The following is a 26059-nucleotide window of genomic DNA, read 5'->3' as shown; positions in this document are numbered from 1 at the left end:
CGCCTGCGAGGAGCAGACAGACACATGACCAATGATCCCGAGGACGATATGCGCGTCAGCTCTGCAGAGCCGATTGATGCGGACTTCGAACCGGCTTTCGAGGATGATGAAGACGTGCGGGCGCGCGGCACGAACGGTTCGGGTCCGGGCTGGCTCGGCCTTGGTGTGGCGGCGCTTGTCGCCGCCGGCATTGGCGGCGCCATCGGGATTATTGCGACGCTGGCAATTCCGGACAGGGGCGGCGATGAGGATATTTCGGCGGTCACGGCGGAGCTTGAATCGCTGAAGGCGGAGCTGCAGGCGGCTGACCTTGAACGCAGCAAGGTCATCCGTGACGCGGCCGAACTGGAATCGCGCCTTGCTGCGGGACTGAACAGTACGCCTGCGCGCGCCGAGCAGGACCTTGGGCCCTTGCTGGCCGAACTCGACGCGGTGTCCAGACGGCTTGACGAGGCCCTGGCGGCCAATAGCGGAGAGGCGCTGGTTCAGTTGACGGCCCGTCTGGATGCGCTGGAGGCTGTCGATACGAGCGGGGAGGCAACGGCGGCGGAACTGGCGCGGGCGCTGGGCGCGGTCTCCGAGCGGGTGACATCGCTCGAGACACGGCTTGCGGACCTGCAATCAGATATCGTGCGCAGCAGCGGCGACACGACGGAGCTGACCAGCCTGATCGAGCGGATGCGCAGTGATGAAGCCGCCGTGCGGGCCAAGGCCGAAGCCTCCGAATCAAGCGCGGATGCTGCGCTGGCCCTGTCCGCCATCGAAGCGGCGTCCCGACGCGGCAGCGATTTTGAATCCGACTATCGCAAGCTGCGCGCGATCATGCCGCGGTCGGCTGCTGTCCGGGCGCTGGGCGGGGTGGCCTCGACCGGCGCGCCGACCCTGGCCCAGCTGCAGCAGAGCTTTGGTCCGGCAAGCACCAGGGCCCGCGCGGCCATTCCCGCAGACAAGCAAGGCGGGCTGGGCTGGCTCAATAGCCTGTTTGGTGATGCGGTTACGGTTCGCGGCGACGATGGCGAGGAGGGCGGCGCGGCAGTTATCCTGTCGCGCGCCAGAACGGCGCTTGACGCCGGTAATCTTGACCAGGCCGTCAGCACGCTGGAGGGTCTTGAGGGCGAGCCCGCCGCCGCCATGGCTGACTGGACGCAATCGGCAAACCGTCGCATCACTCTGGAAGCCGGGCTCGAGACCCTGAGGCTGGGCATGATTGGCGGGGAAGCGCAGGAATAATGAACCGGATATTCCTCTTTATCCTGATCCTCGTGATTATCGCCGGCGGCGCCCTGATCGGCTTCTGGGCGGTCAACCTGCCCGGCAGTGTGGTTATCAATGACAGCCGTGGCGAGCTGGTCTCGCTCCATACCGGTGTGGCAGCGATTGCGCTGATCGTTTTCGGCGGCCTTGTTGCGGCCGTCTGGTGGGTCATCAGCGGCCTGTTCGTGCTGCCGGGCAAGATTGGCCGCTCACGCCAGAGCAACCGGGCGCGCAAGGCCAACATGGCGCTGGCCGAGGGTTTGCTGGCGGCCGAGGCGGGCGACTCGACCCATGCGCTGAAACTGGCCCGCAAGGCGGTGAAACATGCCGAGGACGAGCGGCTGAAACTGCTGCTGGAAGCGCGCGCCGCTGAAGCCAATGATGACTGGGCTGGGGCTGAACGCGCCTGGGGCCAGCTTACCCGCCTTCCCGGCGGCCAGCTGGCGGGCCTGCGCGGGTCTGCCATGGCAGCAGCCGAGCGCGGCGACCAGTCAACCGCGGAAGCGCGAGCCCGCGAGGCGCTGGGGCTGAAGTCGAATGCTGACTGGCCGTTCAATTCCCTGTTCGACCTGCAAGTGGCGCGCGGCGAATGGAGCAGGGCGCTGGAGACACTGGCGATTGGCGAGAAGCGCGGACTGATTTCCGGCGACAGCCTGCGCCGCCGACGCGCCGTATTGCACACGGCAGGCGCTGTCGGCCTGCCGCATGATCGCAAGCAGGAAGCGCAGAAGGCGCTCGCAGAAGCGATTCGCGCGGCGCCTGGCTTTCCGCCGGCGGCCTGGCATGGCGCGCGCCACCTGATGATCGACGGCAAGGAGAAGGCAGCGCAGGGCGTGCTGGAGCTTGGCTGGAAGGCGCGTCCCCATCCGGCCCTTGCGCAATTGTCCCGACGCCTGGTTCCCCAGGATGCCCGCGAAAATATTGCCGCGCGGCTCCAGGCGCTGGTGGAGACATACCCGACCCATCGGGAAAGCCGTATCCTGTCGGCCGAACTGGCCATGGACAGGGCAGACTGGGTTGAGGCGGTCAAGAGCCTGGCCCTGCTGGTGGAAGAGAACCCGACCGGGCGGCTTTGCCTGCTGATGGAGCGGGCGCTGAAAGGGTATGGCGACCAGGACGAGGCCCAGCGCTGGGGGCGGATGGCGGCGTCTGCATCGCGTGAGGCCGACTGGTCCGACATCGACCCGAAAGGCAATGCGTTCGACTTCGCCCAGCGCGACTGGAGCCGGCTGGTTTATGCCTTTGGTGATGTCGGCGACCTCGTTCACCCGCGTTATGAAACCTATGGGCGGGAACTGGAAGCCGGACGGGTGCTGGCGATTGCCGGGCCGGAGGATGACAGGATCGCGCCGCCCAAGGCGCCGAGCGACCGCCTGACACCGCCGCTCGACTATGCCGAGGACGACGACTGATCACCTGTCGTCAACAGGCAAAAGCGTCTTGCGCCCCGCGCCCGGTATGGCTATTCAGGCCGAACGCTCCGTGGAGCAGGCCGCTATAGCTCAGCTGGTAGAGCATCGCATTCGTAATGCGGGGGTCAGGTGTTCAAGTCACCTTAGCGGCACCATTCCTTATCTTTGCAGAATGAATCAGGTCTCCGGATCAGGACTGGACGATGAAAAGTCCGGCAATGATCAGGCAGGCCCCCATCGCATACTTGATAGTCAGCGGCTCTTTCAGGAAGATGGCGGCCACGAATGGGACCAGCACAAAGGTCAGCGCCATGAAGGAATAGGCGTAGGCTAGCGGCACCGTTTTCAGCACATGGATCCAGAGCAGTGTGGCAGCGCCATAGATGGCAAGCGCCAGAAGGAAGACCGGGTTGAAGGCGACCGTGTAGAAGGGTGTGCCGGCCTGCGCCGTGAGGCGCCCGCTGGTCAGCTTGAACAGGACCTGGCCGAGCGTGATCATGAATGGGATGAGCACGAGCAGGCCTAGGACGGGCAGGGTGATCGGTTTCATTCGGCGGCAACCATGCGCGGTGTCCCGACGCCGTCAAGCGTTTCACAATAATAGATGTCGCGCTGGATATCCCGGCAGGCATGGGCCTGTGGCACGGGCTGCATCGCACGCAGGAAGGAGTGCGTGTAGGGGAAGAAGTTGAAGTGCGGGTTGAACGTGTAGCGATATTCACGCTCGCGCGGTACGACAATGATCACCCGGCGCCGGGCGATGCGGCGCAGCTCGGAAATGGCCTTGCGGTAATCCAGTACGTGCTCGATGACATGGGTGCATACGACCGTGTCGAATTCATTGTCGGCGAAGGGCAGGTTTTCGATCCGGGCGGCAACATATTCGATGCCTTCCAGCGCGCCAGCGTCATCGATGGCAAAATCGACGCCGGTGAGGCGCGCAAGGCCGGGACGGGCGTCACGGATGCGCGAGAGAAGGTAGCCGGTGCCGCACCCGATATCACAGACGCTGCTGCCGATGACGTCTGCGCAGATTGCTGCGATGCAGGCCTCGGAATTGTCCGTACCTTCGTGAACGCGGGGGTGGTTCCTGTAGAGATCCTCATATTCCGCTTCGCTGAGGAAAGGGGCCCGTTCCCGGAAGGCGGCAAGTTCATTGATATGCCTGCCCCAGACCAGGCTGGCGGCATGGCGGAACAGGGGCGAATCGTGAAGGAAGGCGGGCAGGACGTCTTCCAGCACGAAGCGGATGCGGTTGGTGTGCTCGCGCTTCATCGCGGACCGGTGCCGCGCTCGGCGGGACGTGCAGTGAGGGTGTCAGACTGTCGGCGATCTGCAAATGGCGTCGCGCCCGTCTGGTATTGTTCGCCGCGCGACGGGGCAATCGAGAGATAGAAGATACGCTTCTGTTCGGCCCGGCCGCGGGCAACCGAATCGAGGATAGTGCCGGCAATCAGGGTCATCATGGATGCCAGCATCAACACCATGGCGAGGACCCATGTCGGGAGCCGCTCAACAAGTCCGGTGGCCAGATAGTCGCGGATGACGGGTGCCATCAGGATGATCGAGGTTGCCAGAAGGAAAGTGGCGACATAGGCGAAGAAGAGGAAAGGGCGTGTTTCCTTCATCAGCATGCCCATCATGCGCAGGATGCGGAATCCGTCCCTGAAGGTCGACAGCTTGCTTTGCGACCCTTCCACGCGCCGGCCATAGTCGAACTCGACTTCGGAAACCGGCAGGCGCAGGGTCGATGCGTGAACGGACATCTCGGTTTCGATCTCGAACCCCGGAGAGGAGGCGGGGAAACTCTTGGCAAAACGGCGTGTGAAGGCACGGTAGCCGGAGAAGATGTCGGTGAACTCGTTGCCAAAAAGGGCCTTGTAGACAGAATTGAACAGGCGGTTTCCGAAGGCGTGCCCATTGCGACCTGCGTCCTGCCTGACATTGCGGCGTGTGCCGACGACCATGTCGGCACGGTCATCAAGCAGAGTCTGGATCATGCGCGGTGCGGCGGTCGGATCATAGGTGCCGTCGCCATCGGCCATGAGGTAAATATCGGCGTCAATGTCGGCAAACATCTGACGGACGACATTCCCCTTGCCCTGGCGGCGCGATGGAACGACCGTGGCGCCAGCGAAGGCGGCCTGCTGCGCCGTGTCGTCAACCGAATTGTTGTCATAGACGAAGATGCGCGCGCCCGGCAGAGCCTTGCGAAAGCCCAGAACAACAGCCGCGATCGACTTGCCTTCATTGTAGCAAGGCAGGAGAACGGCGATGTTTAGGTCGCTGAAAGCATTGCTGGTCATGTATTCACCCATTGCCCGACTTTAGGCATATCTACATGGGCAAGGGTTAAGGTCGCCTTTCACCGAGGCGCCTGAGGGAGAAGGTAAATGCACGCATCAGGCAAGGCGGTCTGGGCGGATCGCGCGATCGCCACTGGCTTCGGGTTGCTGCTGGTTGGCTGCCTTCTGCTTATGAGTGCCGTGTCAGGACGGTTTGAACTGATTGCACTCGAGGCAGACAATGCGATGCGGCTTGTCCAGATACAGGACTACCTGAACGGGCAGCACTGGTTCGATGTCAGCCAGACACGGCTTGGGCCGGATGGCGGCACGGACATGCACTGGTCGCGGCTGGTCGATGTGCCGATCCTGCTGATCCGGGCCATACTGAGCGCGTTCATGTCGCCTGAGACTGCGCTCTATTGGGCCGTCATGATCTGGCCTCCCATGAGTGTGCTGCTTCTGGTGTTTGCCCTGGCTTCGGGGGCGCGCTTTCTGGGCGGGCGGGCGGTGCTTGTCTTTACCGGCATTATCGCTGCCACCATCCTGTTCCGGCATCCGAATTTCCTGAGTGGCAGTATCGACCATCACAATCTCCAGATGGGCTTCCTGGCAATGTCGCTGGCATTTTCAATTGATCCGAAGCGGACGGCCGTGAGCCTGGCACTGGCTGGTGCCGCCCTCGCATCTTCGCTGGCCGTGGGGGTGGAAGTGTATCCGTTTGTGGCGGTCATCTGCGCCTTCCACGCGCTCGACTGGGCCTTCGCCGGGCGGGCGGCGCAGAATGGCGCGGCGGCCTTTGGCGCCAGCCTCGGGCTGATGACTGCGGTGTTCTTCCTTGTATCGATCGCGCCGTCGCAATACGGCGCGGTCCATTGCGATGCGCTGTCACTGATCACGGTGTGTGCGGCGATGCTTGGTGGCCTTGGACTGGCGGCCGTCGCGTTCAGCCTTTCCGGCAGGCCGCTGGTGTGGCGGCTGGCAGGTCTCGGCGCGCTCGCTATCGCGTGTGGCCTGTTGCTGAAACTGCAAGCGCCGCAATGCCTGGTCAATCCTGTCGACGCGCTGCCGGAATTTGTCCGCACCATGTGGCTTGAGAATGTGAGCGAGGCCCGGCCCCTGCTCGCGCCGCGACCCAACATGCTGCAGGAAGGACCGTTCATGGTCGGGATTACCCTTGTCGCAGCGATGGTTTCGGTGTGGCAGATCGAGATGGGCGTGCACAGGCGGGCCCACATCCTGTTTCTGGCGCTTATCGCTGCCGACCTGCTGATGACACTTCAGCAAATCCGGTTTTACTCCTTCGGGCATGTGTTTGCGATCCTGCCGCTGGGAGCCTGGGTAGCCGGACTTTACAGCGCGAAACCGGAAGGCGGGCAGCGCGCAGTGGCTTATGTGCTGGCGCTTGCCCTCTCGGTACCGCTCGTCTGGAGCGCGCCCGGGCTGTTCCTGAAGGCGAAGCCGGCTGGCGGGGATGCATCGGCAATGGTCGAAGGGGTGTGTACCAGTCAGGATGTGCTGGCCGCTCTGGACGCCCAGCCGGAGGGGCTTGTGCTTGCAGCCGCAGACGCCGCGCCGGATATCCTGCGTTATACAGGGCAAAGCGCCCTGCACGGAAACTACCATCGCAACGTTGCAGGCATTGATCTGGCGCTGCGCATCTTTATCGCTCGGCCGGACGAGGCAGCCAAGATGATGCAGGCAGGAGGTGTCGACTATGTCCTGTCCTGCCCGTCGCATGCCGAGATGGTGCTCCTGCGAGACGCCAATCCGGACGGGCTCGCTGCGGGGCTTGCCGCCGGAGATGCAATGGCTTTCCTGACGCCCATTGTGGTATCAAAGGGTGGGGACGCACTCTACGCGGTCAAACGCTGACCTAGTCGCCCAGCACGTAATCTGCTTCGGCCACGTAGCGGCTGGGTCCTTCACCCATATGGCTTGAATACAGGTGAAAACTGTTCACCCAGAACGCATCACTGCGATAGCCGTGGCGCGGCTCGGCCCAGGCGGTGACGTCTTCAGGCGTGGTGCCGTGAAGATAAGCCAGCGTCACATGTGGCGTGAAGTTGCGCCTGTCTGCGGGCAGACCGAGGCGCCTGGCGGCGCGTTCACACTGGGAGGCCAGGGCGCTCAGTTCGTCTGTCTGGCGTACCCGCGCCCAAACCGAACGTGGCTCGCGGCGGCCGAACCAGCCGATTCCTTCCAGCCAGATTTCAAGTGCGGGTGACTTTATTTCGCCAAGCAGATCATCGAGATCGCGCGCCTGGCTGTGAGTGAGATCGCCGAAGAAGCGCAGCGTGATATGGAAATTGCGCTCAGGACGCCAGCTTGCGCCGGGCAGCACTGTCTGCAGGGCCTTCAGGCCCGGTATGATGTCAGGCTCGACAGGGAGGGCGGCGAACAGGCGATACATGCATGTATCTGAAACAGGATTACGGGCAAAAGAAAACCCGGCCTCCACCCGACCGGGTCCCCAATTTCACGACCGATGGATCGGCGGATCAGCCGGCGAGATCACCGAGCTTTCCGAAATGCTCTGCGAGCAGGTAATAGAATGTCACGCGCGACTTCGTTGCGCCTTCCGGCTGCAACTTGTCACATACCGCCTTGATGGCAGCGTCGAGATCGTTCTTGTTCTGCGCGAGGCCAAGCTTGCCCCGGCACCAGCGTTCCCGAACCCGGTCCAGTTCGCCCGAATCAGAGCATGCAACCATCGAGCTGTCCCGGTTGCGAAGTGCAATGCCAAGATGTCCCACGATCTTCTCTGCGGCGGCCTGATTGTAGCCATTTGCGTATTTCTTGATATTTTCGGCGTATGCCGATGCGTCTGCCATGTCTTATCCCCTAAGTTTTCTGGTGCCCCAACCGTTGGAACTACACCAGATTGGGGAAATTACCCCTTGGTTAACACGAGTCAATGCAAAACCCGAAGGGCCAACGTCTTGAGAATGGACGAGCATACTCTTTGTTCACTTGGACAGCTTGGCGGAGGAAAAGCAAAACGTAAGTATAGATTATCTAGTCTGTAGCTTTTCTCATGGTGAGTGGATGTATTCAGGGGGGAGTGGTGGGGAGGCTGATGGAACGGGCAAGGCCCCGTGTTCGGTTTTCCTTGCAGACGCGGTACAGTTTCACCATATTCTCTCGTGTGCGCGCGTCTTTACGTGCGCGGTCAAACAGAAGGGTATTAAACCTATGAACGAATTCAATCGGGCCTACACGCCAAAAACTGGCGCCGACTCGATGGACGCGTCCGTCAATGAGGGCCTTCGCGCCTTTATGCTGGGCGTTTACAACAAGATGGCGCTTGGACTCTTGCTGACTGCGGGACTCGCCTATGCCTTCGGTGCCCTGGTGCCGGAAAGCGTGACGCTGACATTGCTTACCGGGCCTATCGGGCTGGTCATCATGTTTGCGCCGCTGGCCATCCTGCTTCTTTCCAGCTTCGCGATGAAGAACCCGTCGCCACTGGCGGCAAACCTGGTCTACTGGTCGGTTGTCTCCCTGATCGGTGTCGGCATGGGCGCAATTGTCTATGTCTACGCACGCCAGCCTGACGGCATGCTGATCGTGTCCAAGGCGTTCCTGACGACGGCGATCGCCTTTGGCGGCCTGTCACTCTACGGCTATACGACCAAGCGTGACCTGTCGGGCTTCGGCACGTTCCTTATCATGGGTGTCATCGGCATTATCGTGGCATCGATCCTGAACATGTTCATCTTCCAGTCGAGCATGATGCACATGGTCATCTCGGTGGTTGGACTGCTGCTGTTTGCCGGCCTGACGGCCTTCGACACGCAACGCCTGAAGAACATGTATTTCCAGCTCGTCGGAGATTCCCGCGCGATGGCAGTGGCGACCACCTATGGCGCGCTCAGCCTCTACCTGGATTTCGTGAACATGTTCCAGTTCCTGCTGGCGATCATGTCCGGCCGCGACTAGGCAGCCATCCTGACCCAACCCAAAGCCCCGCCCTCACCGGCGGGGCTTTCCTTTTGGCGCATTGCGAAATGGCGGCGTCTCGGCTAACCCTCCGGCCAAACACACACCAACGCTTTCAGGAGTTTATGACCCATGGCCCGCAAGAAAATCGCCCTTATAGGATCCGGCATGATCGGCGGCACGCTCGCCCATATTGCAGCACGCGAGGAACTGGGCGATGTGGTCATGTTCGACATCGCCGAAGGCCTGCCGCAGGGCAAGTCGCTGGATCTGGCCGAGTCGACGCCGGTCTACAACGCGTCAGTCAGCCTGAAGGGCGCGAACGATTATGCCGACATCAAGGATGCAGATGTCTGCATCGTGACAGCGGGTGTTGCCCGCAAGCCCGGCATGAGCCGCGATGATCTGCTCGGCATCAACCTGAAGGTCATGAAATCGGTCGGCGAGGGCCTGAAGGCCAACTGCCCGGACGCATTCGTGATCTGTATCACCAATCCGCTCGACGCGATGGTCTGGGCGCTGCAGCAATTCTCCGGGTTCGACACGAAAAAAGTGGTCGGCATGGCAGGCGTGCTGGACAGTTCGCGCTTTGCCTATTTCCTCAGCGAGAAAACCGGCGTGTCGGTTGCCGATATCCACGCATGGACCCTCGCTGGCCATGGCGACGACATGGTGCCGATGGTGCGCCACTCGACCGTGGGCGGCCTGCCGCTGCCGGAACTCGTGAAGCAGGGCTGGATGAGCCAGACCGAGCTTGATGGTATTGTCGACCGGACCCGCAAGGGTGGCGGCGAGATCGTGGCGCTGCTGAAAACCGGTTCGGCCTATTATGCCCCGGCTGAGAGCGCAATCTCCATGGCAAAGGCCTACTTGAAAGACCAGAAACGCGTGCTGCCCGTCGCGGCCTATTGCAATGGCGAGTATGGCCTCGACGGCATGTATGTCGGCGTGCCGACACTGATCGGTGCTGGCGGCGCTGAGAAAGTCATCGAGTTCGACCTCAACGATGGCGAGAAGGACATGTTCGCGAAATCCGTCGCATCCGTGCAGGGCCTTATCCAGGCCTGCAAGGAGATTGACGGTTCGCTCGCCTAGGAGCCAGATATGGCTATCGGGCCGACAATCGAAACAGACCGTCTGATCCTTCGCCCGCCAAGGGCGGAGGATTTTGATTCGTGGGTGGCCTTTCACGCTGATGAAGCGGTGATGACCCATCTGGGCGGCGTGCAGGGCGCCGAGCTGACATGGCGGTCAATGTGCACGATGGCGGGCGCCTGGACGATTTCCGGCTTTTCCATGTTCTCGGTGATTGAGAAGACGAGCGGCCAATGGGTCGGGCGGCTGGGTCCGTGGTGTCCGCATGGCTGGCCGGGGACCGAGATCGGCTGGGGGCTTGCCCGTGCGGCCTGGGGAAAAGGTTATGCGACCGAAGGGGCGGCGGCCTGCATGGATTACGCGGTCGACACTCTGGGTTGGGATGAGATCATCCACACGATCCTGCCGGAAAATAGCGGATCGATCCGTGTTGCAGAACGCCTTGGCAGCCGGGTACTGCGCCAGGTGGCGACCCCGCCGCCTTTCGAGGGGCAGATGTGGGATGTCTATGGCCAGACTGCCGATGAATGGCGTTCACGCCGGATCAAAGGCGCGTGATGAGGCCCTGATCCGGCTCGCCGGGGGCGTATTTTGCCGATAGCCTGGCAGGTCAACCGCTCAAGGAGACTTTACGTGATACGCACCCTTTCCCTCGCCTCCGTCATTGCCCTCCTGCCTGCCGCCACGGTCGCGCAGGAAATGACGGATAGCGAGCTGCATACGAAATCGGTTGAAGCAGAGAAGGCGACCGCGACAATGGCGCAGGCGCTCGTGATCGGGCTTGCCGATGGTGTCCAGGCACCGTCCGTCACACTCGTCGATACGACCGGCACGACCCAGACATTCGAAGCCCTGGCGGGAACCAGGGGCTCGGTCGTTGCCTTCGTGCGGTCGGCCGACTGGTGTCCCTATTGCAAGAAGCAGCTGACGGATCTTGAGGCGGCTGCCGGGCCACTCGCTGAAGCCGGCTGGACACTGGTGGGGGTGTCTTATGATCCTGTTGAGACATTGGCGGCGTTCAAGGCCGAAAAGGACCTGTCATATGCGCTGCTGTCCGATCGCGGATCCACCGCAATCAAGGCGTTCAACCTGCTGAACACGGATATGAAGCCCGGTTCGCGCTATGAAGGCATTCCGCATCCGGCGATCATGTTCATTGGCGCGGATGGCAGGATCGAGAAGACGCTTCGCGAGGATGGTTACAAGAATCGCCCTGCCATCGATCTGGTGATCGAGACGGCCGAGGGGCTGTAGGTATTCAGGACCGCCGCCCTTCCATGGTGCGGCGGGGTGGCTTAGCGTGCCGGCAGGAAACAGCCGGAGATGAAGCCATGTTGAGAACCCTGACCCCGTTTGCGCTCGCAGCGTTCGTCACCGTGATGCCTGCGACTGCCGACAAGGCCGACGTACTGGACCCCGACATCCGCTCGCAGGCCGAAGCATTGATGAAAGCAGGTCTGAAGGATGATGTCGGGCTCGAATTCACCGAAAGCCTGACGACTGAGATCGGTCCGAGGCTTGCCGGTTCTGATGCGGAATGGCGGGCCCGGCAATGGGCCATGATCAAGCTGAAGGACCTGAACTTCCAGCAGGCCTATATCGAAGATTTCAGCCTGCCTTACTGGGAGCGGGTGAGCGAGTCCGCCTCAGTCGTGGGGCCGAACCCGCAGAATCTGCTCATTACCGCGCTGGGCGGATCGAAGTCGACGCCCAGAGGCGGCGTTGAGGCCGAGATCGTGCGCTTTACAAGTCTCGCGGACCTGAAGGCGGCGCCGGCTGACTTCCTGACGGGCAAGATCGCGTTCATTGATGAGCGCATGGTGCGTAGCCAGGACGGATCAGGCTATGGCGCAGCCGTTGCCAAGCGCGGGGGATGTGCAGAGGCGGCAGCAGCCGTCGGCGCGGTTGCGTGCCTCATCCGCTCCGTCGGTACGCAGCAACACCGGATGCCTCATACAGGCGGCATGATGCGCAAGGGCGCGCTCGGTGCCTTGCCGGCCGCTGCGCTGTCTCCGCCTGATGCCGACCAGCTGGCGCGCTTGCTTGAGCGCGGTTCGGTCACGGTGAACCTCGACATTCAGGTGAAGTCGGCCGAGTCGGCGGCGTCGGGCAATGTGATCGCCGAAGTGGCTGGCACGGGCAGCGAGGGTGAGATCGTCCTGATTGGCTGCCATCTCGACAGCTGGGATCTGGGCACTGGCGCTATTGATGATGCAGCCGGCTGCGGAATCGTGGTTGCCGCGGCCAACCTGATCCAGAAATTGCCGCAGAAGCCAAGGCGCACGATCCGGGTCGTGCTTTACGGGTCTGAGGAAGTGGGGCTGTTCGGCGGGCGCGCCTATGCAACGGCTCATGCTGACGAACTGGACAAGCATGTGCTGGCTGCGGAAAGCGACTTCGGCGCCGGCCGTATCTGGCGGCTGACAAGCGGCTTCGGAGATGGCGCACTGGATTATGCCGCGGCCATGCAAAGTGTCGTGGCACCGCTCGGGATCATTCCGGGGGATAACAGCGCAAGGGGTGGCCCCGACATCATGGCCCTTCATGCGTCAGGCGTGCCGGTCCTGGAGCCGGATCAGGATGGAACGGACTATTTTGACCTGCACCACACGCCGGATGACACGTTTGACAAGATTGAGCCCGACGCGTTCCGGCAGAACGTCGCAGCCTATGCAGCGCTGACCTATCTTGCGGCCGCAACGGACTGGGATTTCCGCAAGGCCGCCTCACCCGAGACTTACGACCAGTAGGCATGCCGAGCCGCGCGGGTCGCATCGCCGCCAGTCTGGATTCCGTGCATGAATCGCTGCGCATGGTGCAGCGGGAACTATCGGGCGTGGGCGAGGATGGTGCGCGATGGCGCTGGGCAGCCGTTGGCATGGTGATCGCCCTGCAGGGCGCGCTCGTGGCGGCCCTGAGTGGCTATGAGACTGCGCTGGACGCGGACGTAGAAGACCCATCAGGTTCCGAGCGGTTTGCCCCTGTGTCGCTTTTGCTGCGCCGGGCGAGATCGGCCGAGTACCTGAATGGGCCCGAGCGCGTGGAGATGCCGGGATCGGTGGTTCGCCAGATTGAGCATCTTGTGGCCTATCGCAATACTGTGGTGCACGGGCTGGGGGTGAGTGAGGGGGAAGGGGTGGCGAAGGGGTGCCGGAAGGTATTGGACGTCGTCCGGCACGTGCTGCTGGCGCACCCCGCTTTCGACGCGTCGCATCACCTCCTTGTTTGTGCGCTGATCTCTGATGAAATGGCACGGGTCGAACGACGACTGGCCGAGCACGGTTAATATCCAGGTCATGCAAGCATGGCATGTATGGAGGTCATGCGCCCCGTCCTTCGCCCAATTCTATTGTCCTGTGCCGCCTTTGCCCTGATCGCGGCAGCCCCGGCGACGTTCACGCGTGAGGAGCTCGACGCGCTGGAGGCCGAACGTCAGGCCGCTGTCACCCGATTGGAGGCGCTGCAGGCGGCAGGTGATGAGACCGAAATGGACCTGCGCCAGATCGACAGCAAGCTGATCTCCGCCGCCATGGAATCCCGGCGCCGTGAAGAAGAGGCTGTCGCCTCGGAGAAGGCGCTGATCGATCTGGGCACACGCCGCGCCGTGGCCCAGGAAGACTTGCTGGTCGACCGGCAGGCGCTGGAAGACCTGTTGGCGGCATTGGCGGCGTCCAACCGCCGCAAGCCGCCCGCACTGATCGTTTCACCGGGCAAGGCGAACATGGCGGTTCGCCGGGCGATCCTGATGAGCCAGACCACTCCGCGACTGGCATCACGCGCCAGTGACCTGTCCGGAGAAATCGACGAACTGAACCTGCTTGAACGCCAGATCCGGGGCGAGCGGGCCAGGCTGGAGGCAGCAGAAGCGACACTTGCGGTCAAGCGTGTGGAGATTGAACGCCTGGCGGCAGCCAAGCGCGGCAGCTTCGAGGACATTGCCGGGGATATCGACGTGTTGCGCCAGCGCGCCGACACGCTGGGACAGAAGGCCGAGACGCTGCGCGAACTGCTGGCAGCGCTTGAATCGGCTGCACCAGCGGCTCCGGGCATGAAGCCCGTACTGAGGCCGAAGCTGGCGTCAGCGACAACAGCGACATCGCGTCCAAAGCTGCCGGCACCGACAGTTCAGCGTACACCGACATCGCGGCCATTGGGTGTGGCGGCGCTTGGCGCGCTCGTCCAGCCGACTGCGGGCAATGTGATCCATGGATTCGGCGACAAGATGCCGACCGGCGGCAAGACAGAATGGATCACGTTTGCAACCCGGCAGGCGGCCCAGGTTGTGGCGCCGATTGGCGGAAAGGTCGAGTATGCGCGGCCATTTCGCAGCTATGGATCAATGTTAATTTTGCGCACAAGTGACGGATACCATGTTATTCTGACTGGCATGAGCCGGATCTATGTCACTGAAGGCCAGACAGTTTCTGCGAATGAACCGGTCGGGCGCATGCCGGACCGCGCTGAACCCGCGCCGCAGCTGAATATGGAATTAAGGCTTGGCGACAAGGTCATGAATCCGGCACAATGGTTGCCGAGTGGCAAATGAGGTCACGATGATGGAGGATTGGAATATGCGTTCACTGCTGACAGGCGCCGCGCTCGGGATTGTACTGGGTGGCGCAGCGGTTGGATTTTCCGCCTTCGCATGGCCCCAGGAGAAGCCGGCCGATCCGCGGATGGTTACCTATCAGCAGCTGGAGCTGTTCGCCGAAATCCTCGCCCGTGCCCGTCAGGACTATGTCGTGGAAGTCGACGAAAAGGCTGCGATGGAATCCGCGATCAATGGCATGCTGACGTCGCTGGACCCGCATTCCGGCTATCTCAACCCAGATGATTTCCGCTCGATGCAGGTGCAGACATCCGGTGAGTATGGCGGCCTGGGCATCGAAGTGACGATGGAAGACGGTTTCGTCAAAGTCATCTCGCCAATGGACAATACACCTGCCAGTCGCGCCGGCATCCAGAGTGGCGACCTGATCACGGCCATCAATGGCGCGCCGATCATCGGCCAGACGCTGAATGATGCCGTGAAGGAAATGCGCGGTGAAACGGGAACGGATATCGTGATCACGATCCTGCGCGCCGGAGAAGACCCGTTCGATGTGACGCTGACGCGTGAAGTGATCGAACAGAAATCCGTCACATGGAAAATGCAGAAGAACGATATCGGCTATCTCAGGATATCCAGTTTCAACGAGCGCACCACGCTGCTGCTCGAAGAGGGTATCGAAGGCATCTCCAAGGCGACAGGCAACCGTCCGAAGGGCCTGATTATCGATCTGCGCAACAATGGTGGCGGATTGCTCGACCAGGCCGTTTCCGTTTCCGACCTGTTCCTGTCGGGCGGGGAGGTCGTCTCGACGCAGGGCCGCCGTCCGAGTGACATCGAGCGTTACAATGCCCGCACAGGCGAGGTGTTCAAGGGCGTGCCGATCATCGTGCTGATCAATGGCGGTTCGGCGTCCGCGTCGGAAATCGTGGCCGGTGCCCTGAAAGACCGTGGCCGGGCGACGATTATCGGAACAACCAGTTTCGGCAAGGGATCGGTCCAGACCGTTATCCCGCTTGGCGCCGATCGCGGGGCCATCCGCCTGACGACGGCGCGTTACTACACGCCATCCGGACGCTCGATCCAGGCCTTGGGCATCGATCCTGATATCGAGATCACCCAGACGCGCCTGACAGAGGAAGAACTGGCAAGGATCAAGCGCTGGTCCGAAGCTGACCTGCCGCATGCCCTTGCCAATGAAGACGGCGAAATGCGACATGAGATGACGATGCCGGATGAACAGCCACCCGAGGCATATGAGGGTGAGGATTACCAGTTGGAGCGCGCAGTCGACATGCTGCGGGAAGGGACTGTAACTGCCAGCACATTCCGCCGTGCAGGTTAAGCTGTGTTTGTAGTCTGTTAACCAGATTGCCGCATTCTCGGTCGTTCAGGATCCAATTTGTTGATTACATGAGGTCGCCGCATGCCATATCGGAGGGACGCTGAGCCGTCTCCCCTTCGCACCGGAATTGTCCATGCAGGCATGAGCCTGCTGGTGTTCGGTGGATTGGCGGGAGCACTGGGCGCAGGCATCCAGTTCTCCGGAGACCCGTCAGCGGCTGGTCCACGCCAGCAGCTCGCACTGTTTGACGTGGTGGACGAAGCCAGGCCGACACTGAAGACCCGTCTGAAGACCGACGGAACAGATCAGGCCATTATGGCTGCGCTGGGAGATGATGGCTATCCGGAAGTTGATGGCGGCGAAGAACCCAGCCTTGGTGTCGATTATTCTGAAGCCACGGGTGTAACCGGTACAGGTGGTCCTTCGGATGATGCTGTGGCTGACGCCGAAGGCGTTGGCGTGAGGATCAATGGCAAGCTGGTCAAGCCGGGTGAATCCTACGGGGAAGTGACGGCGATCGTATCGCTGGACACCGCGCCGATCTCGGGCTTGTCGGAAACGGTCAATGGTCTGCGCCTGCCGCGCGTCGCACCCGATGGCCGCGCGCCGGCAGACGCCTATGCGCGCCCCTTCGCCAATCCGGGTCAGCAGCCGGTTGTATCGCTCGTGGTTGGCGGCCTTGGCATCAATGCCACGCATACGAAATCGGCCATCGAGGAACTTCCGCCCGAAGTGACGCTATCCTTCGCGCCGGATGCCCAGCGCCTGCAGTACTGGATCAACCGCGCGCGTGCGTCGGGCCATGAGGTGCTGATTGAGCTGCCGATGGAGAATTTCGATTATGGGCGTATGAAAATGCACCCTCAGACGCTGCTTTCCGGCAGGGATGCGTCGGTCAATGTATCGCGTCTCAACACATTGCTGGGTCGCGCGTCAGGCTATTTCGGCGTGATCAATTATCAGGGCGCAAAATTCTCGAGTGACGCAGAGGCGGTGCGCCCCGTGCTGCAGGCGCTGAGCGACCGTGGCGTAGCCCTGGTCGAGGATGGCAGCCTGGAAGAGGCGAGTTTCGACGCGATCGCGGATGCGACTCGTGTGCGCTACGTCAAGGCATCCTCGCCCATCGACACCAAACTGACCGCCGACGACATCAATCTTCAACTTCTGGAGCTTGAGACGCGGGCCAAGCAAACCGGCGCGGCAATGGGGGCAGGCTATGCGTTTCCGATTACCATTGAAATGGCGAAGATATGGACGAGCGAACTCAGCCGGAAGGGCATTCTCCTCGCGCCGGTTTCGGCACTGGTTGGCACCACGCCTGCGGAATTCGTCAATGATGATCGCAACAGTACTGGCAGCACCGCAAAGGCTCCTGTAAACCCTGCGGGGTGAAAACATCTATCGTCGATCCTGAACGCTATCGTCCCAATGTCGGGCTCGCTCTTTTTTCGAAAGCGGGTCATGTTTTTATTGGCCGACGCATCAATGGCCGCGGTGCCTTCCAATGGCAGATGCCGCAAGGTGGTGTCGACAAGGGCGAATCGGCCCGTGATGGCGCACTCCGCGAACTGGAAGAAGAGATCGGTGTCCCCGAAAAGCTGGTCGATGTACTCGAGGAGACCGAAGACTGGCTGTATTATGACTTCCCGCCTGACCTGAAAAAGCGCCTGCCGGGACCGTATATCGGCCAGCGCCAGAAATGGTTTGCGTTCCGCTTCAAGGGATCTGACAGCGATGTCCGTCTCGACCGGCATACCCCGGAGTTCGACGCCTGGCGCTGGGCCCCGCTGGAAGAAACCCCCGCACTGGTTGTCCCGTTCAAGCGTCTCGTCTATTCCGAAGTGGTGCAGCGGTTTGAACGCTGGACCGAACCTGTGCATGGCGGCAAGATCGCGCAGGGCTGACGGAGGACTGAATGCCGAAATCGCTATTGATGATTCACGGCGTCGGGTGCGGTGGCGACGTCTGGGACCGCATGCGTCCCGGGTTTGAAGCTGCAGGCTGGCATTGCGAGGCGCCAACGCTTTTCCCGGACCAGCGGACGCCCGACAACCCGCCAGTGACGCTGCCGGACCTGGGTTTCGACGACTATGTTGCTGCCATGGTGGAGGCTGCCCGCAAAATCGAGACGGATACGGGCGCCAAACCTGCAGTCATTGGACATTCCATGGGCGGGCTGATCGCCCAGTCCATGGCCGAGAAGGGCGTGGTTTCGCAGGCCGTGTTCCTGACTCCGGCCCAGCCAAAGGAATGTGCGGAAATCGGCCTGTCCGTCATCTATACATTCCTGAACATCATCCTGACACGCAACCGCAAGCGGGCCTACAAGGTCTGGCGGTCCGGTTTCAGGTTTGGTGTCCTGAACTGTGTTCCAAGGCGCCGCCATGAGGATATCTATGCCCGGGCGCGCTTTGATTCCGGCAAGGTCTATGGCGACCTCAATGACGGCGTTGAGGTCGACGAGGGACTGGTCACGATCCCCACACTCACGATTGCCGCGTCGCAGGACCGTGCGACACTGGCGCGGGCCGTCCGCAAGGTCGGCCAAAAATATGCCCGCGCGCCAGTGCCCGGTGATTTCTTTGAATATCCCGACAATGCGCACTGGATTGTCGACGAACCGGGGACAGACGCGGTTGTGGCCGATATTGTCGAATGGCTGGAACAACCCTTTGGAGAACATGTGTGATCGAGGAAGAAGCCCACGGCGTTCATGACTATGTCGCCGATCCGCGAAATGCAGATGTGCTGATCTCGGTGAATGGCGAGATGAAACACCGGGACGCTGCAGTCGTGTCGGTGTTCGACAGCGGCTACATTTTAGGTGACGGCGTGTGGGAGGGCCTGCGCGTGTCCAATGGCGGCGTCGCTTTCCTGCCAGAGCATCTCAAGCGTCTCTATGCCGGCGCCAAGACGATCGACATGGATATCGGTCTGACAAAGGACGAATTGACAGCGCGCCTGATGGGCTGCCTGAAAGCCAATGGCATGACGGACGGCGTGCATATCCGTTTGATGGTGACCCGCGGGATCAAGAAAACGCCCTATCAGGGGCCGCGCTTCACCATTGGCAAGCCGACCATCGTGATCATTCCGGAATACAAGACGCCGGTGCCGGAAATCCTTGCCAGGGGTGTGACCCTTTTCACGGTTCACCAGCGACGCACGGGCCCGGCCGAGCAGGACCAGAAACTGAATTCCCACTCGAAACTCAACTGCATCCTGGCGTGCATCCAGGCCGACAAGGCCGGTGCCGACGAAGCCTTGATGCTGGATGCGGACGGCTTTGTCGCGACCTGCAACTCGACGCACTTCTTCATCGTGCGGGATGGCGAAGTGTGGACCAGTCCCCCCGACTATTGCCTTGGCGGGATCACGCGCGGGAACATCATCCGGGTCTGTCGCGAGGCTGGTATCCCGGTCCTGGAGAAGCGCTTCTCGCTGTTTGATGTCTATTCGGCTGACGAGGCCTTTATCACGGGCACGTTTGCGGGGCTGACGCCGGTGCGTGAAGTCGATGGGCGGACGATCGACCATGTTGGTGGCCCAATGAGCCAGCGCATCAGCACGCTTTACAGGCAGCTTGCCGCCAGCAGCCTGACGCCGATCTCATGATGCCGGCCCGCAGGATTGCCATGTGGTCAGGTCCGCGCAACATGTCGACCACGATGATGCGCAGTTTCGGCGCGCGGGCCGATTGCGCCGCCGTGGACGAGCCGTTTTATGCGGCCTGGCTGGTTGCAGCGGGCGAGACCCATCCCATGCAGGCGGAGATTTTGGCGAGCCAGCCGAACGATCCGCGCGGCGTGGCGGAACGCCTGCTCGCCCCGCTGCCGGATGCCGCCACCGTGCAATTCCAGAAGCACATGACGCATCACATGCTGCCGGAATTCCCGCTCGACTGGGCTGCGCAATGTCGCCATGTGTTTCTCATCCGGCACCCGGCTCGGGTGATTGCGTCCTACGCCCGGAAAATGGATGATGTGAGCCTGAATGCCATCGGGTTTCCCCAGCAGGCCCGGCTGTTCGACGAGATGCGCTCGCGCACCGGCAAGGTACCACCGGTGATCGATTCAGACCGTATTCTTGCCGATCCGCGTATGGTCCTCACGCGTCTTTGCGGCGCACTTGAGATTCCATGGGATGAGGACATGCTGTCCTGGAAGCCCGGCCCAAAGCCTGAAGATGGCGCATGGGCGCCGCACTGGTATGATGCCGTCTGGACGTCCGAAGGTTTCGGCGACGCGCCGGGGCCCTTGCCAGCCTTAAACGGTGAGGATGCCGAAACAGAAAAGGAGGCGCTCGCGATTTACGAGCGCCTCCTTCAGTATCACGTCTGACGCCGCTTCTGTCCCGATGCGCCTATTGATTGGCAGCGCGCAGGAACCGGTTGCGCAGGTCAGCGTCGGATTTGAACACGCCGGTGAACTGGGTCGTGATCGTGGTGACGTCCTTGTGGTGCACGCCGCGTGTCGACATGCACTCATGGACGGCTTCAATCAGGACGGCCGTACCCATTGGCGCAAGGCTTTCAGTGATTGCATCACAGATCTGGGCCGTCATCGTTTCCTGCGTCTGAAGGCGCTTGGCAAAAATCTCGACCACGCGGGCGAGCTTGGATATGCCAACGACGGCGTCAGATGGCTTGTAGGCGACGAACGCCTTGCCGAGGAAAGGCGCCATATGGTGCTCGCAATGGCTCTCCACGTCGATATTGCGCAGGATGACGATGTCGTCATAGCCCTGAACATCCTCGAAGGTGCGTGAGAGGTATTTGACCGGATCTTCGTCATAGCCGGCAAACCACTCCTTGTAGGCATTGACGACGCGCTTGGGCGTGTCGAGCAGGCCTTCGCGGCGTGGATCGTCTCCCGCCCATGCAATGAGCGTGCGTACGGCTTCTTCAGCCTCCTGCACAGTGGGGCGAACCAGGGGTTCTCCGCGAGACATGTCGTTCTTGGGAGTGATGGCGTCCATGGCCATGTTGAAGTGTCCTTCGACTGAGGGACGGAGGTCGAGCCGAGGCTTGGTCTGGGAAACCGGATGGCCCCCTGCCCGGACTTAACGCCCGCCCGAGTTGATACCCTCAGGGCGATAAAGTTGAAGATAGGCGCGAGATTGCGCTGTTTCCAGAGATTTCTACGGTGACGCCGAGTAAACGGATGTCGGATATTTCATTGCCCGGCATGCGACCGGGTGATAATGGCGCCAGTATGGATATGAACCGGCACGTTTTCACATTGCCTAAAGGCTGTTGTTGTTAAGGCAACAAGCGCCCATCAGGGCATCTCGCCCATCCAGAAGGGCCATTTCCGTTCCATTGTCCCCGTTCGAGCCCGATTTTCCATGACTCTTCGTATTTATGATACAGCACAGCGCGCGAAACGCGTATTTGAACCGCAGGATCCGGCCCGCATCACGCTCTATGTCTGCGGTCCCACACCGTACAATTACGCCCATATCGGCAATGCCCGTCCGCCCATCGTGTTTGACGTGCTGCGACGGGTCCTGGCCAGCCAGTATGGCGCCAGTGCCATCGTGTATGCGCGCAATATCACCGATATCGAAGACAAGCTCATTACCGCTTCTCTGGAGACTGGCGAGCCGATCGCGGCGATCGCGCAGAAATTTGCGAAGATCTACAATGATGACGCCGCTGCGCTAAACGTCGCACCGCCCACAATCGAGCCCTGGGCTACGGCGCACGTGCCGGAAATGATCGGGATGATCGAGAAACTGGTGCGCAAGAAATATGCTTATGTCGGCAAACAGGGCGTGTGGTTCGCGGTCGGTTCGATGCCGGATTACGGCAAGCTGTCCGGGCGCAAGCAGGAAGACAATGAAGCAGGTGCGCGGGTCGAAATTGATTCCGACAAGCGCGACCCCGCTGATTTCGCGCTGTGGAAATTCGCCAAGCCGGGCGAACCGGACGATGCGATATGGGACAGCCCGTGGGGCCGGGGCCGGCCCGGCTGGCACGTCGAGTGCTCGGCCATGGCGGCAAAACACCTTGGCAAGACGATCGATATTCATGGCGGGGGGGTCGACCTGCAGTTTCCGCACCATGAGAACGAGATTGCCCAGTCCGAATGCGCCCATGGCCAGGTGATGGCCAATTACTGGATGCACAATGGCTTTCTCGACATGGGCGGTGAGAAGATGTCGAAATCGCTCGGCAATGTCGTTCTCGTGCATGACCTGCTGAAGGCGTGGCCGGGCGAAGTGGTGCGGTTTGCCATGCTGAGCGGGCATTATCGCGCGGCGCTGGACTGGAATGAGGACTTGCTCAAGCAAGCCAAGACCACGCTCGACCGGTTGTACGGCGCATTGCGGCGCGTGTGGGGTGAAGAGGGCGGTGACGCCCGTGACAGGGGGGTGCTCAAGGCACTGTCTGATGACCTCAATACGCCCGAAGCGCTGGCCGAATTGTCTCGTCTTGCGAGCGAAGCCAATACGGCGGCCGATCAAAAGGATCATGACGCGATGGCGAACGCCCGGGCGAACCTGCTGGCAGCGGGCGCACTGCTGGGCCTGCTGACCAAGACGCCCAAGGATTGGGAACAGGGCGCGGATGCCGATGAGAATGCCCGCATTGATGGCCTCGTGCAGGCCCGGGTCGATGCGCGATCGGCACGTGACTGGGCCGAAGCGGACCGGATTCGCGATGCGCTGGCGGCTGAAGGTATCGAGATAATGGACGGGCCGTCCGGGTCCACCTGGCGCCGGGTGTAGGAACACACCAAATTTTGTCAAAATTCGCATGCGGGTGCGAACGTGATCTTCGGCCTGTCGTGTGTAAAAAGCGCGTTCCACCTCCCGACCGGGCCTGGTTGTCATCAATCCGGGCCGAGCGGTAATCATCCAACTCTGGTCTTCCGATCCGTCGGGAGACCATTTTTTTTGCGCGCAGAAGGGTTTCTGTCTGATCGTTAAATTGACCCTCCATGGCAGCGCATGGGATCAATCAGTCCTCGGGATTAGAACCCCGTTTCAATGCACCCATCTCTCTCGGGCCGTTCTCTTTCCCTTGATCGAGGACGGCCTCTTTTTTGCCCGCGCCTGATGCACCGGCTTGCGAATGGGCCGGGCCCGGTCCATCTTTGCGGGCAATGAGCGACCTTTACCACAACCGTGTCCTGGAACTGGCGGCCAGCATTCCGCATCTCGGCACCCTCGACGGCGCCGAGGCTTCGGTGCTGAAGGTTTCGCGCGTGTGCGGATCGACCGTAAATGTTGAAATCATCCTGGATGCAGCCGGAGATCACATAAAGGCGATCGCTGTGGACCCGAAGGCATGCGCACTGGGGCAGGCCGCCACCGCAATCCTGGCGGAATATGCGGTCGGGGCATCGGTTGATGAAGTCATCGCAGCGCGAAACGCCATGAAGAAGATGCTGAAAGAGGGCGGCCCGCCACCCGAAGGCCGGTTCTGGGAGCTGCGCCACCTGCAGCCCGTCGCTGATTATCCTCCGCGCCATACAAGTACGCTTCTGGCCTTTGAAGCAGCCGTGGCAGCCATTGAGCGGGCACGTGTGGCGCGTGGTCTTGCAACTGCGATAGCAGGCTGACGATGGCCGGGATTCGCCGAAAGGCTGTCTATGGCCTGCTGCGTGTCTACAAGCTCAGCTTTTCCTGGATATTCTATACCGCCGGTGCCCGGTGCCAGCACAAGCCATCCTGCAGCGAGTATGGTGCAGAATGCGTCGCCCGTCATGGCTGGTGGGCAGGTGGCTGGATGGCCTTTGCCCGATTTATCCGGTGCAGGCCCGGCGGCAGTTTCGGGCATGATCCTGCGCCAGCCTCAAAGCCAGACGTGCCTGTATGGCAGCCCTGGCTCTATGGCGACTGGAAATCGGGCGGCCGACCTTTGCCCGAGCAACAAGTTGAAAACCCTCCGGAAGCGTGAGATAAGCCCGCCGATGACATGTTCGATCCGTCTGCGGCTGCCCAGCGGCCTGACCACGCGAACCCGCCGGGGTGCATGATACCCCGCAGGCGGTGCCACTCGCGCGCCTGAGATTCATGCACCCGCAAAAAAATCCCTTCGACCCGGCCGCCCGGCCTGATGCAATCTGCCCCGCAATTGGGGTGGGATTTTCGGCGAAGTCGCGTTAAGCAGACCGCCGCAGGCAGGCCTTTCCGGACAAGACTTTGCCGCGCCCCGTGCGCCAGACCGCTGAAGAAGACTGAAACATGATCAAAGTATCCCTGCCCGATGGATCGGTGCGAGAATTTGCCGAGGGCGCGAGCCCGTTCGACGTCGCCAGTTCCATTTCAAACTCCCTTGCCAAGAAGGCGATCGCCGCCCGTGTCGACGGCGAATTGCGTGACCTCATGCGCCCGCTGGACGGCGATGCGCGCGTGGAGATCGTTACGCCGAATGACGCCGAAAGCCTCGATCTGATCCGCCACGACGCGGCGCACGTTCTGGCCCAGGCGGTTCAGGCCCTGTATCCCGACACGCAAGTCACGATCGGCCCGGTGATCGACGACGGGTTCTACTATGACTTTGCCCGCGAAACGCCCTTCTCGACGGAGGATTTCGACAGGATCGAAGCGAAAATGCGCGAGATTGTCGATGCCGACTATCCGATCGTCCGCGAAGTCTGGGAGAAGGACGAGGCCATCTCGATGTTCAGGAAGATCGGCGAAGACTACAAGGCGCAGATCATCGACGATATCATCCCGCCGGGCGAAGCGATTACGCTTTATCGTCAGGGTGACTGGTTCGACCTGTGCCGTGGGCCGCACCTGCCATCGACGGGCAAGCTTCCCAAGGCCTTCAAGCTGATGAAGCTGGCGGGTGCCTATTGGCGCGGCGACTCGAAGAACGAGATGCTGCAGCGCATGTACGGGACGGCCTGGGGCAACGAAAAGGACCTGAAGGCCCATCTGGAACGCCTGGAAGAAGCCGAGAAGCGCGACCATCGCAAGGTCGGTGCAGCGCTGGACCTGTTCCACTTCCAGCCGGAAGCGCAGGGGTCTGTCTTCTGGCATCCGAAGGGCTTCATGATCTGGCGCCAGCTGGAGGCCTATATCCGCCGCCAGCAGGACGCAGACGGCTATGTCGAGGTGAAGACGCCGCAATTGCTCAACTCGGTATTCTGGGAACAGTCAGGGCACTGGTCGAAATTCCGTGAGAACATGTTTGTCGTGCCTGACGAGATCCCCTCAACGGAAGAAGACGGCCCCATCCTGACGGGCGATAGCGACCTGATGGCGCTCAAGCCGATGAACTGCCCGGCGCATGTGCAGATATTCAAGAACGGGCAGCGGTCCTATCGCGACCTGCCTATCCGCATGGCCGAGTTTGGCTGTTGCCACCGCAACGAGGCCCACGGCGCCCTGCATGGTCTGATGCGTGTCCGCCAGATGACGCAGGATGACGCACATATTTTCTGCCGCGAAGACCAGATCGCCGACGAGACGCTGCGTTTCTTGCAGCTGTTCGAGCGCGTCTACGGGGATTTCGGCCTGTCGGAGATTTCCTACAAGCTGGCGACGCGCCCTGAGATGCGGGCCGGATCGGACGAGACATGGGAGCGTGCCGAAAAGGCGCTGTCCGATGCGCTGACGGCGGCTGGGATGGCATTCGAGATCGCCGAAGGCGAAGGCGCATTCTACGGTCCGAAACTGGAATTCCACCTCACAGATGCGATTGGCCGGACATGGCAATGCGGCACGTTCCAGCTCGACTATGTGCTGCCAGACCGCCTTGACGCGGAGTATACGGGGTCTGACGGCGCCAAGCACCGCCCGGTCATGCTGCACCGCGCCGTTTTCGGCACGTTCGAGCGTTTCATGGGCATCCTGATCGAGAACTATGCCGGGGCGTTTCCGCTGTGGCTGTCACCGGTGCAGGTTGTCGTGGCGGCGATCACAGATGCGGCCAATGATTATGCGCTCGAAGCGGCCGCTGCTTTGCGCAAGGCGGGGCTGCGGGTCGAGACGGATCTTCGCAATGAGAAGATCAATTACAAGGTCCGCGAACATTCCGTGCAGAAGGTGCCCATCATTGCCGTCGTGGGCGGCCGGGAGGCCGAGGAGCGCACACTGGCGCTGCGCCGCCTTGGCAGCCAGGGCCAGCAGATGATGGGCCTGGACGAGGCATGTGTGACCCTGGTGCAGGAAGCGCTCGCGCCAGATCTCAAACGCGCTGAGTGAGCAAGGTCTGGTG

At 61.5% G+C, this 26059-nt stretch carries 26 protein-coding genes and 1 tRNA gene; 21 read left to right on the top strand and 6 right to left on the bottom strand.

What is annotated here, in order from left to right:
* Positions 1 to 24 precede the first annotated feature (24 nt).
* The 3 genes from ACQ66M_RS06580 (at position 25) to ACQ66M_RS06570 (ending at position 2821) form a co-directional block, all read left to right on the top strand.
* The gene (locus tag ACQ66M_RS06580) at positions 25 to 1230 is read left to right on the top strand and encodes a mitofilin family membrane protein (RefSeq protein ID WP_430402644.1); all 1206 of its coding nucleotides are present in this window, start codon (positions 25 to 27) and stop codon (positions 1228 to 1230) included.
* On the top strand, positions 1230 to 2666 hold the full coding sequence (locus tag ACQ66M_RS06575; protein ID WP_350172905.1) for a heme biosynthesis protein HemY: 1437 nt from the start codon (positions 1230 to 1232) through the stop codon (positions 2664 to 2666). The genes ACQ66M_RS06580 and ACQ66M_RS06575 overlap by 1 nt, the downstream gene beginning before the upstream one ends.
* 79 nt (positions 2667 to 2745) lie before the next feature.
* Positions 2746 to 2821: transfer RNA gene (locus tag ACQ66M_RS06570), tRNA-Thr, on the top strand.
* A 35-nt stretch (positions 2822 to 2856) separates the two neighbouring features.
* Here the strand turns inward: ACQ66M_RS06570 and ACQ66M_RS06565 are convergent.
* Genes ACQ66M_RS06565 through ACQ66M_RS06555 form a run of 3 tightly spaced genes read right to left on the bottom strand, consistent with a single transcriptional unit; the run spans position 2857 to position 4972 of the window.
* Positions 2857 to 3216, bottom strand: a complete 360-nt coding sequence (locus ACQ66M_RS06565; protein WP_350172898.1) for a transporter — start codon at positions 3214 to 3216, stop codon at positions 2857 to 2859.
* On the bottom strand, positions 3213 to 3941 hold the full coding sequence (locus tag ACQ66M_RS06560) for a class I SAM-dependent methyltransferase (RefSeq protein ID WP_350172896.1): 729 nt from the start codon (positions 3939 to 3941) through the stop codon (positions 3213 to 3215). The genes ACQ66M_RS06565 and ACQ66M_RS06560 overlap by 4 nt, the downstream gene beginning before the upstream one ends.
* The gene (locus tag ACQ66M_RS06555) at positions 3938 to 4972 is read right to left on the bottom strand and encodes a glycosyltransferase (RefSeq protein WP_430402642.1); all 1035 of its coding nucleotides are present in this window, start codon (positions 4970 to 4972) and stop codon (positions 3938 to 3940) included. Before ACQ66M_RS06555 ends, ACQ66M_RS06560 begins: the two co-directional genes overlap by 4 nt.
* Positions 4973 to 5059: 87 nt before the next feature.
* Here ACQ66M_RS06555 and ACQ66M_RS06550 point away from each other — a divergent pair, with 87 nt between their 5' ends.
* Complete coding sequence (locus tag ACQ66M_RS06550; RefSeq protein WP_430402640.1) at positions 5060 to 6826, top strand: hypothetical protein; 1767 nt, start codon at positions 5060 to 5062, stop codon at positions 6824 to 6826.
* Position 6827: 1 nt separating this feature from the next.
* Here the strand turns inward: ACQ66M_RS06550 and thpR are convergent, their stop codons facing one another.
* The gene (thpR, locus tag ACQ66M_RS06545) at positions 6828 to 7364 is read right to left on the bottom strand and encodes an RNA 2',3'-cyclic phosphodiesterase (protein WP_430402638.1); all 537 of its coding nucleotides are present in this window, start codon (positions 7362 to 7364) and stop codon (positions 6828 to 6830) included.
* Between the two features lie 88 nt (positions 7365 to 7452).
* Positions 7453 to 7785, bottom strand: a complete 333-nt coding sequence (locus ACQ66M_RS06540) for a DUF2853 family protein (protein WP_350172888.1) — start codon at positions 7783 to 7785, stop codon at positions 7453 to 7455.
* A gap of 361 nt (positions 7786 to 8146) precedes the next feature.
* On the opposite strand from ACQ66M_RS06540, the gene ACQ66M_RS06535 reads away from it, so the two are divergent.
* The 13 genes from ACQ66M_RS06535 (at position 8147) to ACQ66M_RS06475 (ending at position 20222) form a co-directional block, all read left to right on the top strand.
* Complete coding sequence (locus tag ACQ66M_RS06535) at positions 8147 to 8893, top strand: Bax inhibitor-1/YccA family protein (protein WP_430402636.1); 747 nt, start codon at positions 8147 to 8149, stop codon at positions 8891 to 8893.
* A 132-nt stretch (positions 8894 to 9025) separates the two neighbouring features.
* The gene (gene mdh, locus ACQ66M_RS06530) at positions 9026 to 9988 is read left to right on the top strand and encodes a malate dehydrogenase (RefSeq protein WP_350172884.1); all 963 of its coding nucleotides are present in this window, start codon (positions 9026 to 9028) and stop codon (positions 9986 to 9988) included.
* Between the two features lie 9 nt (positions 9989 to 9997).
* Positions 9998 to 10546, top strand: coding sequence for a GNAT family N-acetyltransferase (locus ACQ66M_RS06525; RefSeq protein ID WP_350172882.1), 549 nt, complete (start codon positions 9998 to 10000; stop codon positions 10544 to 10546).
* Positions 10547 to 10621: 75 nt separating this feature from the next.
* On the top strand, positions 10622 to 11242 hold the full coding sequence (locus tag ACQ66M_RS06520) for a peroxiredoxin-like family protein (RefSeq protein WP_430402634.1): 621 nt from the start codon (positions 10622 to 10624) through the stop codon (positions 11240 to 11242).
* A 77-nt stretch (positions 11243 to 11319) separates the two neighbouring features.
* On the top strand, positions 11320 to 12738 hold the full coding sequence (locus ACQ66M_RS06515) for a M28 family peptidase (protein WP_430402632.1): 1419 nt from the start codon (positions 11320 to 11322) through the stop codon (positions 12736 to 12738).
* Positions 12739 to 12740: 2 nt separating this feature from the next.
* On the top strand, positions 12741 to 13274 hold the full coding sequence (locus tag ACQ66M_RS06510; RefSeq protein ID WP_430402631.1) for a hypothetical protein: 534 nt from the start codon (positions 12741 to 12743) through the stop codon (positions 13272 to 13274).
* A 36-nt stretch (positions 13275 to 13310) separates the two neighbouring features.
* A complete protein-coding gene (locus ACQ66M_RS06505) occupies positions 13311 to 14534 on the top strand; it encodes a murein hydrolase activator EnvC family protein (protein ID WP_430402629.1) in 1224 nt (407 codons plus the stop codon).
* Positions 14535 to 14559: 25 nt separating this feature from the next.
* On the top strand, positions 14560 to 15882 hold the full coding sequence (locus ACQ66M_RS06500) for a S41 family peptidase (protein ID WP_350172871.1): 1323 nt from the start codon (positions 14560 to 14562) through the stop codon (positions 15880 to 15882).
* Between the two features lie 81 nt (positions 15883 to 15963).
* Positions 15964 to 17274, top strand: coding sequence for a divergent polysaccharide deacetylase family protein (locus ACQ66M_RS06495; protein WP_350172869.1), 1311 nt, complete (start codon positions 15964 to 15966; stop codon positions 17272 to 17274).
* On the top strand, positions 17271 to 17786 hold the full coding sequence (locus ACQ66M_RS06490) for an RNA pyrophosphohydrolase (RefSeq protein WP_350172867.1): 516 nt from the start codon (positions 17271 to 17273) through the stop codon (positions 17784 to 17786). Before ACQ66M_RS06495 ends, ACQ66M_RS06490 begins: the two co-directional genes overlap by 4 nt.
* An 11-nt stretch (positions 17787 to 17797) precedes the next feature.
* The gene (locus tag ACQ66M_RS06485) at positions 17798 to 18571 is read left to right on the top strand and encodes an alpha/beta hydrolase (RefSeq protein WP_430402627.1); all 774 of its coding nucleotides are present in this window, start codon (positions 17798 to 17800) and stop codon (positions 18569 to 18571) included.
* Complete coding sequence (locus ACQ66M_RS06480; RefSeq protein WP_430402625.1) at positions 18568 to 19497, top strand: aminotransferase class IV; 930 nt, start codon at positions 18568 to 18570, stop codon at positions 19495 to 19497. The genes ACQ66M_RS06485 and ACQ66M_RS06480 overlap by 4 nt, the downstream gene beginning before the upstream one ends.
* Complete coding sequence (locus ACQ66M_RS06475) at positions 19494 to 20222, top strand: HAD family hydrolase (protein ID WP_430402623.1); 729 nt, start codon at positions 19494 to 19496, stop codon at positions 20220 to 20222. The genes ACQ66M_RS06480 and ACQ66M_RS06475 overlap by 4 nt, the downstream gene beginning before the upstream one ends.
* 22 nt (positions 20223 to 20244) lie before the next feature.
* Here the strand turns inward: ACQ66M_RS06475 and folE are convergent, their stop codons facing one another.
* Positions 20245 to 20859 carry a GTP cyclohydrolase I FolE gene (folE, locus tag ACQ66M_RS06470; protein WP_350174122.1) on the bottom strand — a complete coding sequence of 205 codons (615 nt, stop codon included), beginning with the start codon at positions 20857 to 20859 and terminating at the stop codon, positions 20245 to 20247.
* Between the two features lie 369 nt (positions 20860 to 21228).
* Between folE and cysS the strand changes: the two genes are divergently transcribed.
* The 4 genes from cysS to thrS all read left to right on the top strand — a co-directional run bounded on the left by cysS (position 21229) and on the right by thrS (position 26046).
* Positions 21229 to 22614 (top strand): cysteine--tRNA ligase, encoded by a 1386-nt coding sequence (gene cysS, locus ACQ66M_RS06465; protein ID WP_430402621.1) that lies wholly within the window; start codon positions 21229 to 21231, stop codon positions 22612 to 22614.
* Positions 22615 to 22991: 377 nt separating this feature from the next.
* Entirely contained in the window at positions 22992 to 23450 is a 459-nt protein-coding gene (locus tag ACQ66M_RS06460) for an iron-sulfur cluster assembly scaffold protein (protein ID WP_350172859.1), read from the top strand.
* Between the two features lie 2 nt (positions 23451 to 23452).
* Positions 23453 to 23788 carry a membrane protein insertion efficiency factor YidD gene (gene yidD / locus ACQ66M_RS06455; RefSeq protein WP_430402619.1) on the top strand — a complete coding sequence of 112 codons (336 nt, stop codon included), beginning with the start codon at positions 23453 to 23455 and terminating at the stop codon, positions 23786 to 23788.
* A gap of 287 nt (positions 23789 to 24075) precedes the next feature.
* Positions 24076 to 26046, top strand: coding sequence for a threonine--tRNA ligase (thrS, locus tag ACQ66M_RS06450; RefSeq protein WP_350172855.1), 1971 nt, complete (start codon positions 24076 to 24078; stop codon positions 26044 to 26046).
* Positions 26047 to 26059: the final 13 nt, after the last annotated feature.

The sequence above is a fragment of the Hyphomonas sp. genome (assembly GCF_965284475.1).
Taxonomy (GTDB): domain Bacteria; phylum Pseudomonadota; class Alphaproteobacteria; order Caulobacterales; family Hyphomonadaceae; genus Hyphomonas.
The sequence above is the reverse complement of the archived record's forward strand: the minus strand, read 5'-3'. Positions and strand labels throughout refer to the sequence as shown.

What these genes read in the sequence shown, in the direction of transcription:
- ACQ66M_RS06580 (WP_430402644.1), top strand. Translation starts at nt 25, where the DNA reads ATGACCAATGATCCCGAGGACGATATGCGCGTCAGCTCTGCAGAGCCG.
- ACQ66M_RS06575 (WP_350172905.1), top strand. Translation starts at nt 1,230, where the DNA reads ATGAACCGGATATTCCTCTTTATCCTGATCCTCGTGATTATCGCCGGC.
- ACQ66M_RS06565 (WP_350172898.1), bottom strand. Translation starts at nt 3,216, where the DNA reads ATGAAACCGATCACCCTGCCCGTCCTAGGCCTGCTCGTGCTCATCCCA.
- ACQ66M_RS06560 (WP_350172896.1), bottom strand. Translation starts at nt 3,941, where the DNA reads ATGAAGCGCGAGCACACCAACCGCATCCGCTTCGTGCTGGAAGACGTC.
- ACQ66M_RS06555 (WP_430402642.1), bottom strand. Translation starts at nt 4,972, where the DNA reads ATGACCAGCAATGCTTTCAGCGACCTAAACATCGCCGTTCTCCTGCCT.
- ACQ66M_RS06550 (WP_430402640.1), top strand. Translation starts at nt 5,060, where the DNA reads ATGCACGCATCAGGCAAGGCGGTCTGGGCGGATCGCGCGATCGCCACT.
- thpR (WP_430402638.1), bottom strand. Translation starts at nt 7,364, where the DNA reads ATGTATCGCCTGTTCGCCGCCCTCCCTGTCGAGCCTGACATCATACCG.
- ACQ66M_RS06540 (WP_350172888.1), bottom strand. Translation starts at nt 7,785, where the DNA reads ATGGCAGACGCATCGGCATACGCCGAAAATATCAAGAAATACGCAAAT.
- ACQ66M_RS06535 (WP_430402636.1), top strand. Translation starts at nt 8,147, where the DNA reads ATGAACGAATTCAATCGGGCCTACACGCCAAAAACTGGCGCCGACTCG.
- mdh (WP_350172884.1), top strand. Translation starts at nt 9,026, where the DNA reads ATGGCCCGCAAGAAAATCGCCCTTATAGGATCCGGCATGATCGGCGGC.
- ACQ66M_RS06525 (WP_350172882.1), top strand. Translation starts at nt 9,998, where the DNA reads ATGGCTATCGGGCCGACAATCGAAACAGACCGTCTGATCCTTCGCCCG.
- ACQ66M_RS06515 (WP_430402632.1), top strand. Translation starts at nt 11,320, where the DNA reads ATGTTGAGAACCCTGACCCCGTTTGCGCTCGCAGCGTTCGTCACCGTG.
- ACQ66M_RS06510 (WP_430402631.1), top strand. Translation starts at nt 12,741, where the DNA reads ATGCCGAGCCGCGCGGGTCGCATCGCCGCCAGTCTGGATTCCGTGCAT.
- ACQ66M_RS06505 (WP_430402629.1), top strand. Translation starts at nt 13,311, where the DNA reads ATGCGCCCCGTCCTTCGCCCAATTCTATTGTCCTGTGCCGCCTTTGCC.
- ACQ66M_RS06500 (WP_350172871.1), top strand. Translation starts at nt 14,560, where the DNA reads ATGCGTTCACTGCTGACAGGCGCCGCGCTCGGGATTGTACTGGGTGGC.
- ACQ66M_RS06495 (WP_350172869.1), top strand. Translation starts at nt 15,964, where the DNA reads ATGCCATATCGGAGGGACGCTGAGCCGTCTCCCCTTCGCACCGGAATT.
- ACQ66M_RS06485 (WP_430402627.1), top strand. Translation starts at nt 17,798, where the DNA reads ATGCCGAAATCGCTATTGATGATTCACGGCGTCGGGTGCGGTGGCGAC.
- ACQ66M_RS06475 (WP_430402623.1), top strand. Translation starts at nt 19,494, where the DNA reads ATGATGCCGGCCCGCAGGATTGCCATGTGGTCAGGTCCGCGCAACATG.
- folE (WP_350174122.1), bottom strand. Translation starts at nt 20,859, where the DNA reads ATGGACGCCATCACTCCCAAGAACGACATGTCTCGCGGAGAACCCCTG.
- cysS (WP_430402621.1), top strand. Translation starts at nt 21,229, where the DNA reads ATGACTCTTCGTATTTATGATACAGCACAGCGCGCGAAACGCGTATTT.
- ACQ66M_RS06460 (WP_350172859.1), top strand. Translation starts at nt 22,992, where the DNA reads ATGAGCGACCTTTACCACAACCGTGTCCTGGAACTGGCGGCCAGCATT.
- yidD (WP_430402619.1), top strand. Translation starts at nt 23,453, where the DNA reads ATGGCCGGGATTCGCCGAAAGGCTGTCTATGGCCTGCTGCGTGTCTAC.
- thrS (WP_350172855.1), top strand. Translation starts at nt 24,076, where the DNA reads ATGATCAAAGTATCCCTGCCCGATGGATCGGTGCGAGAATTTGCCGAG.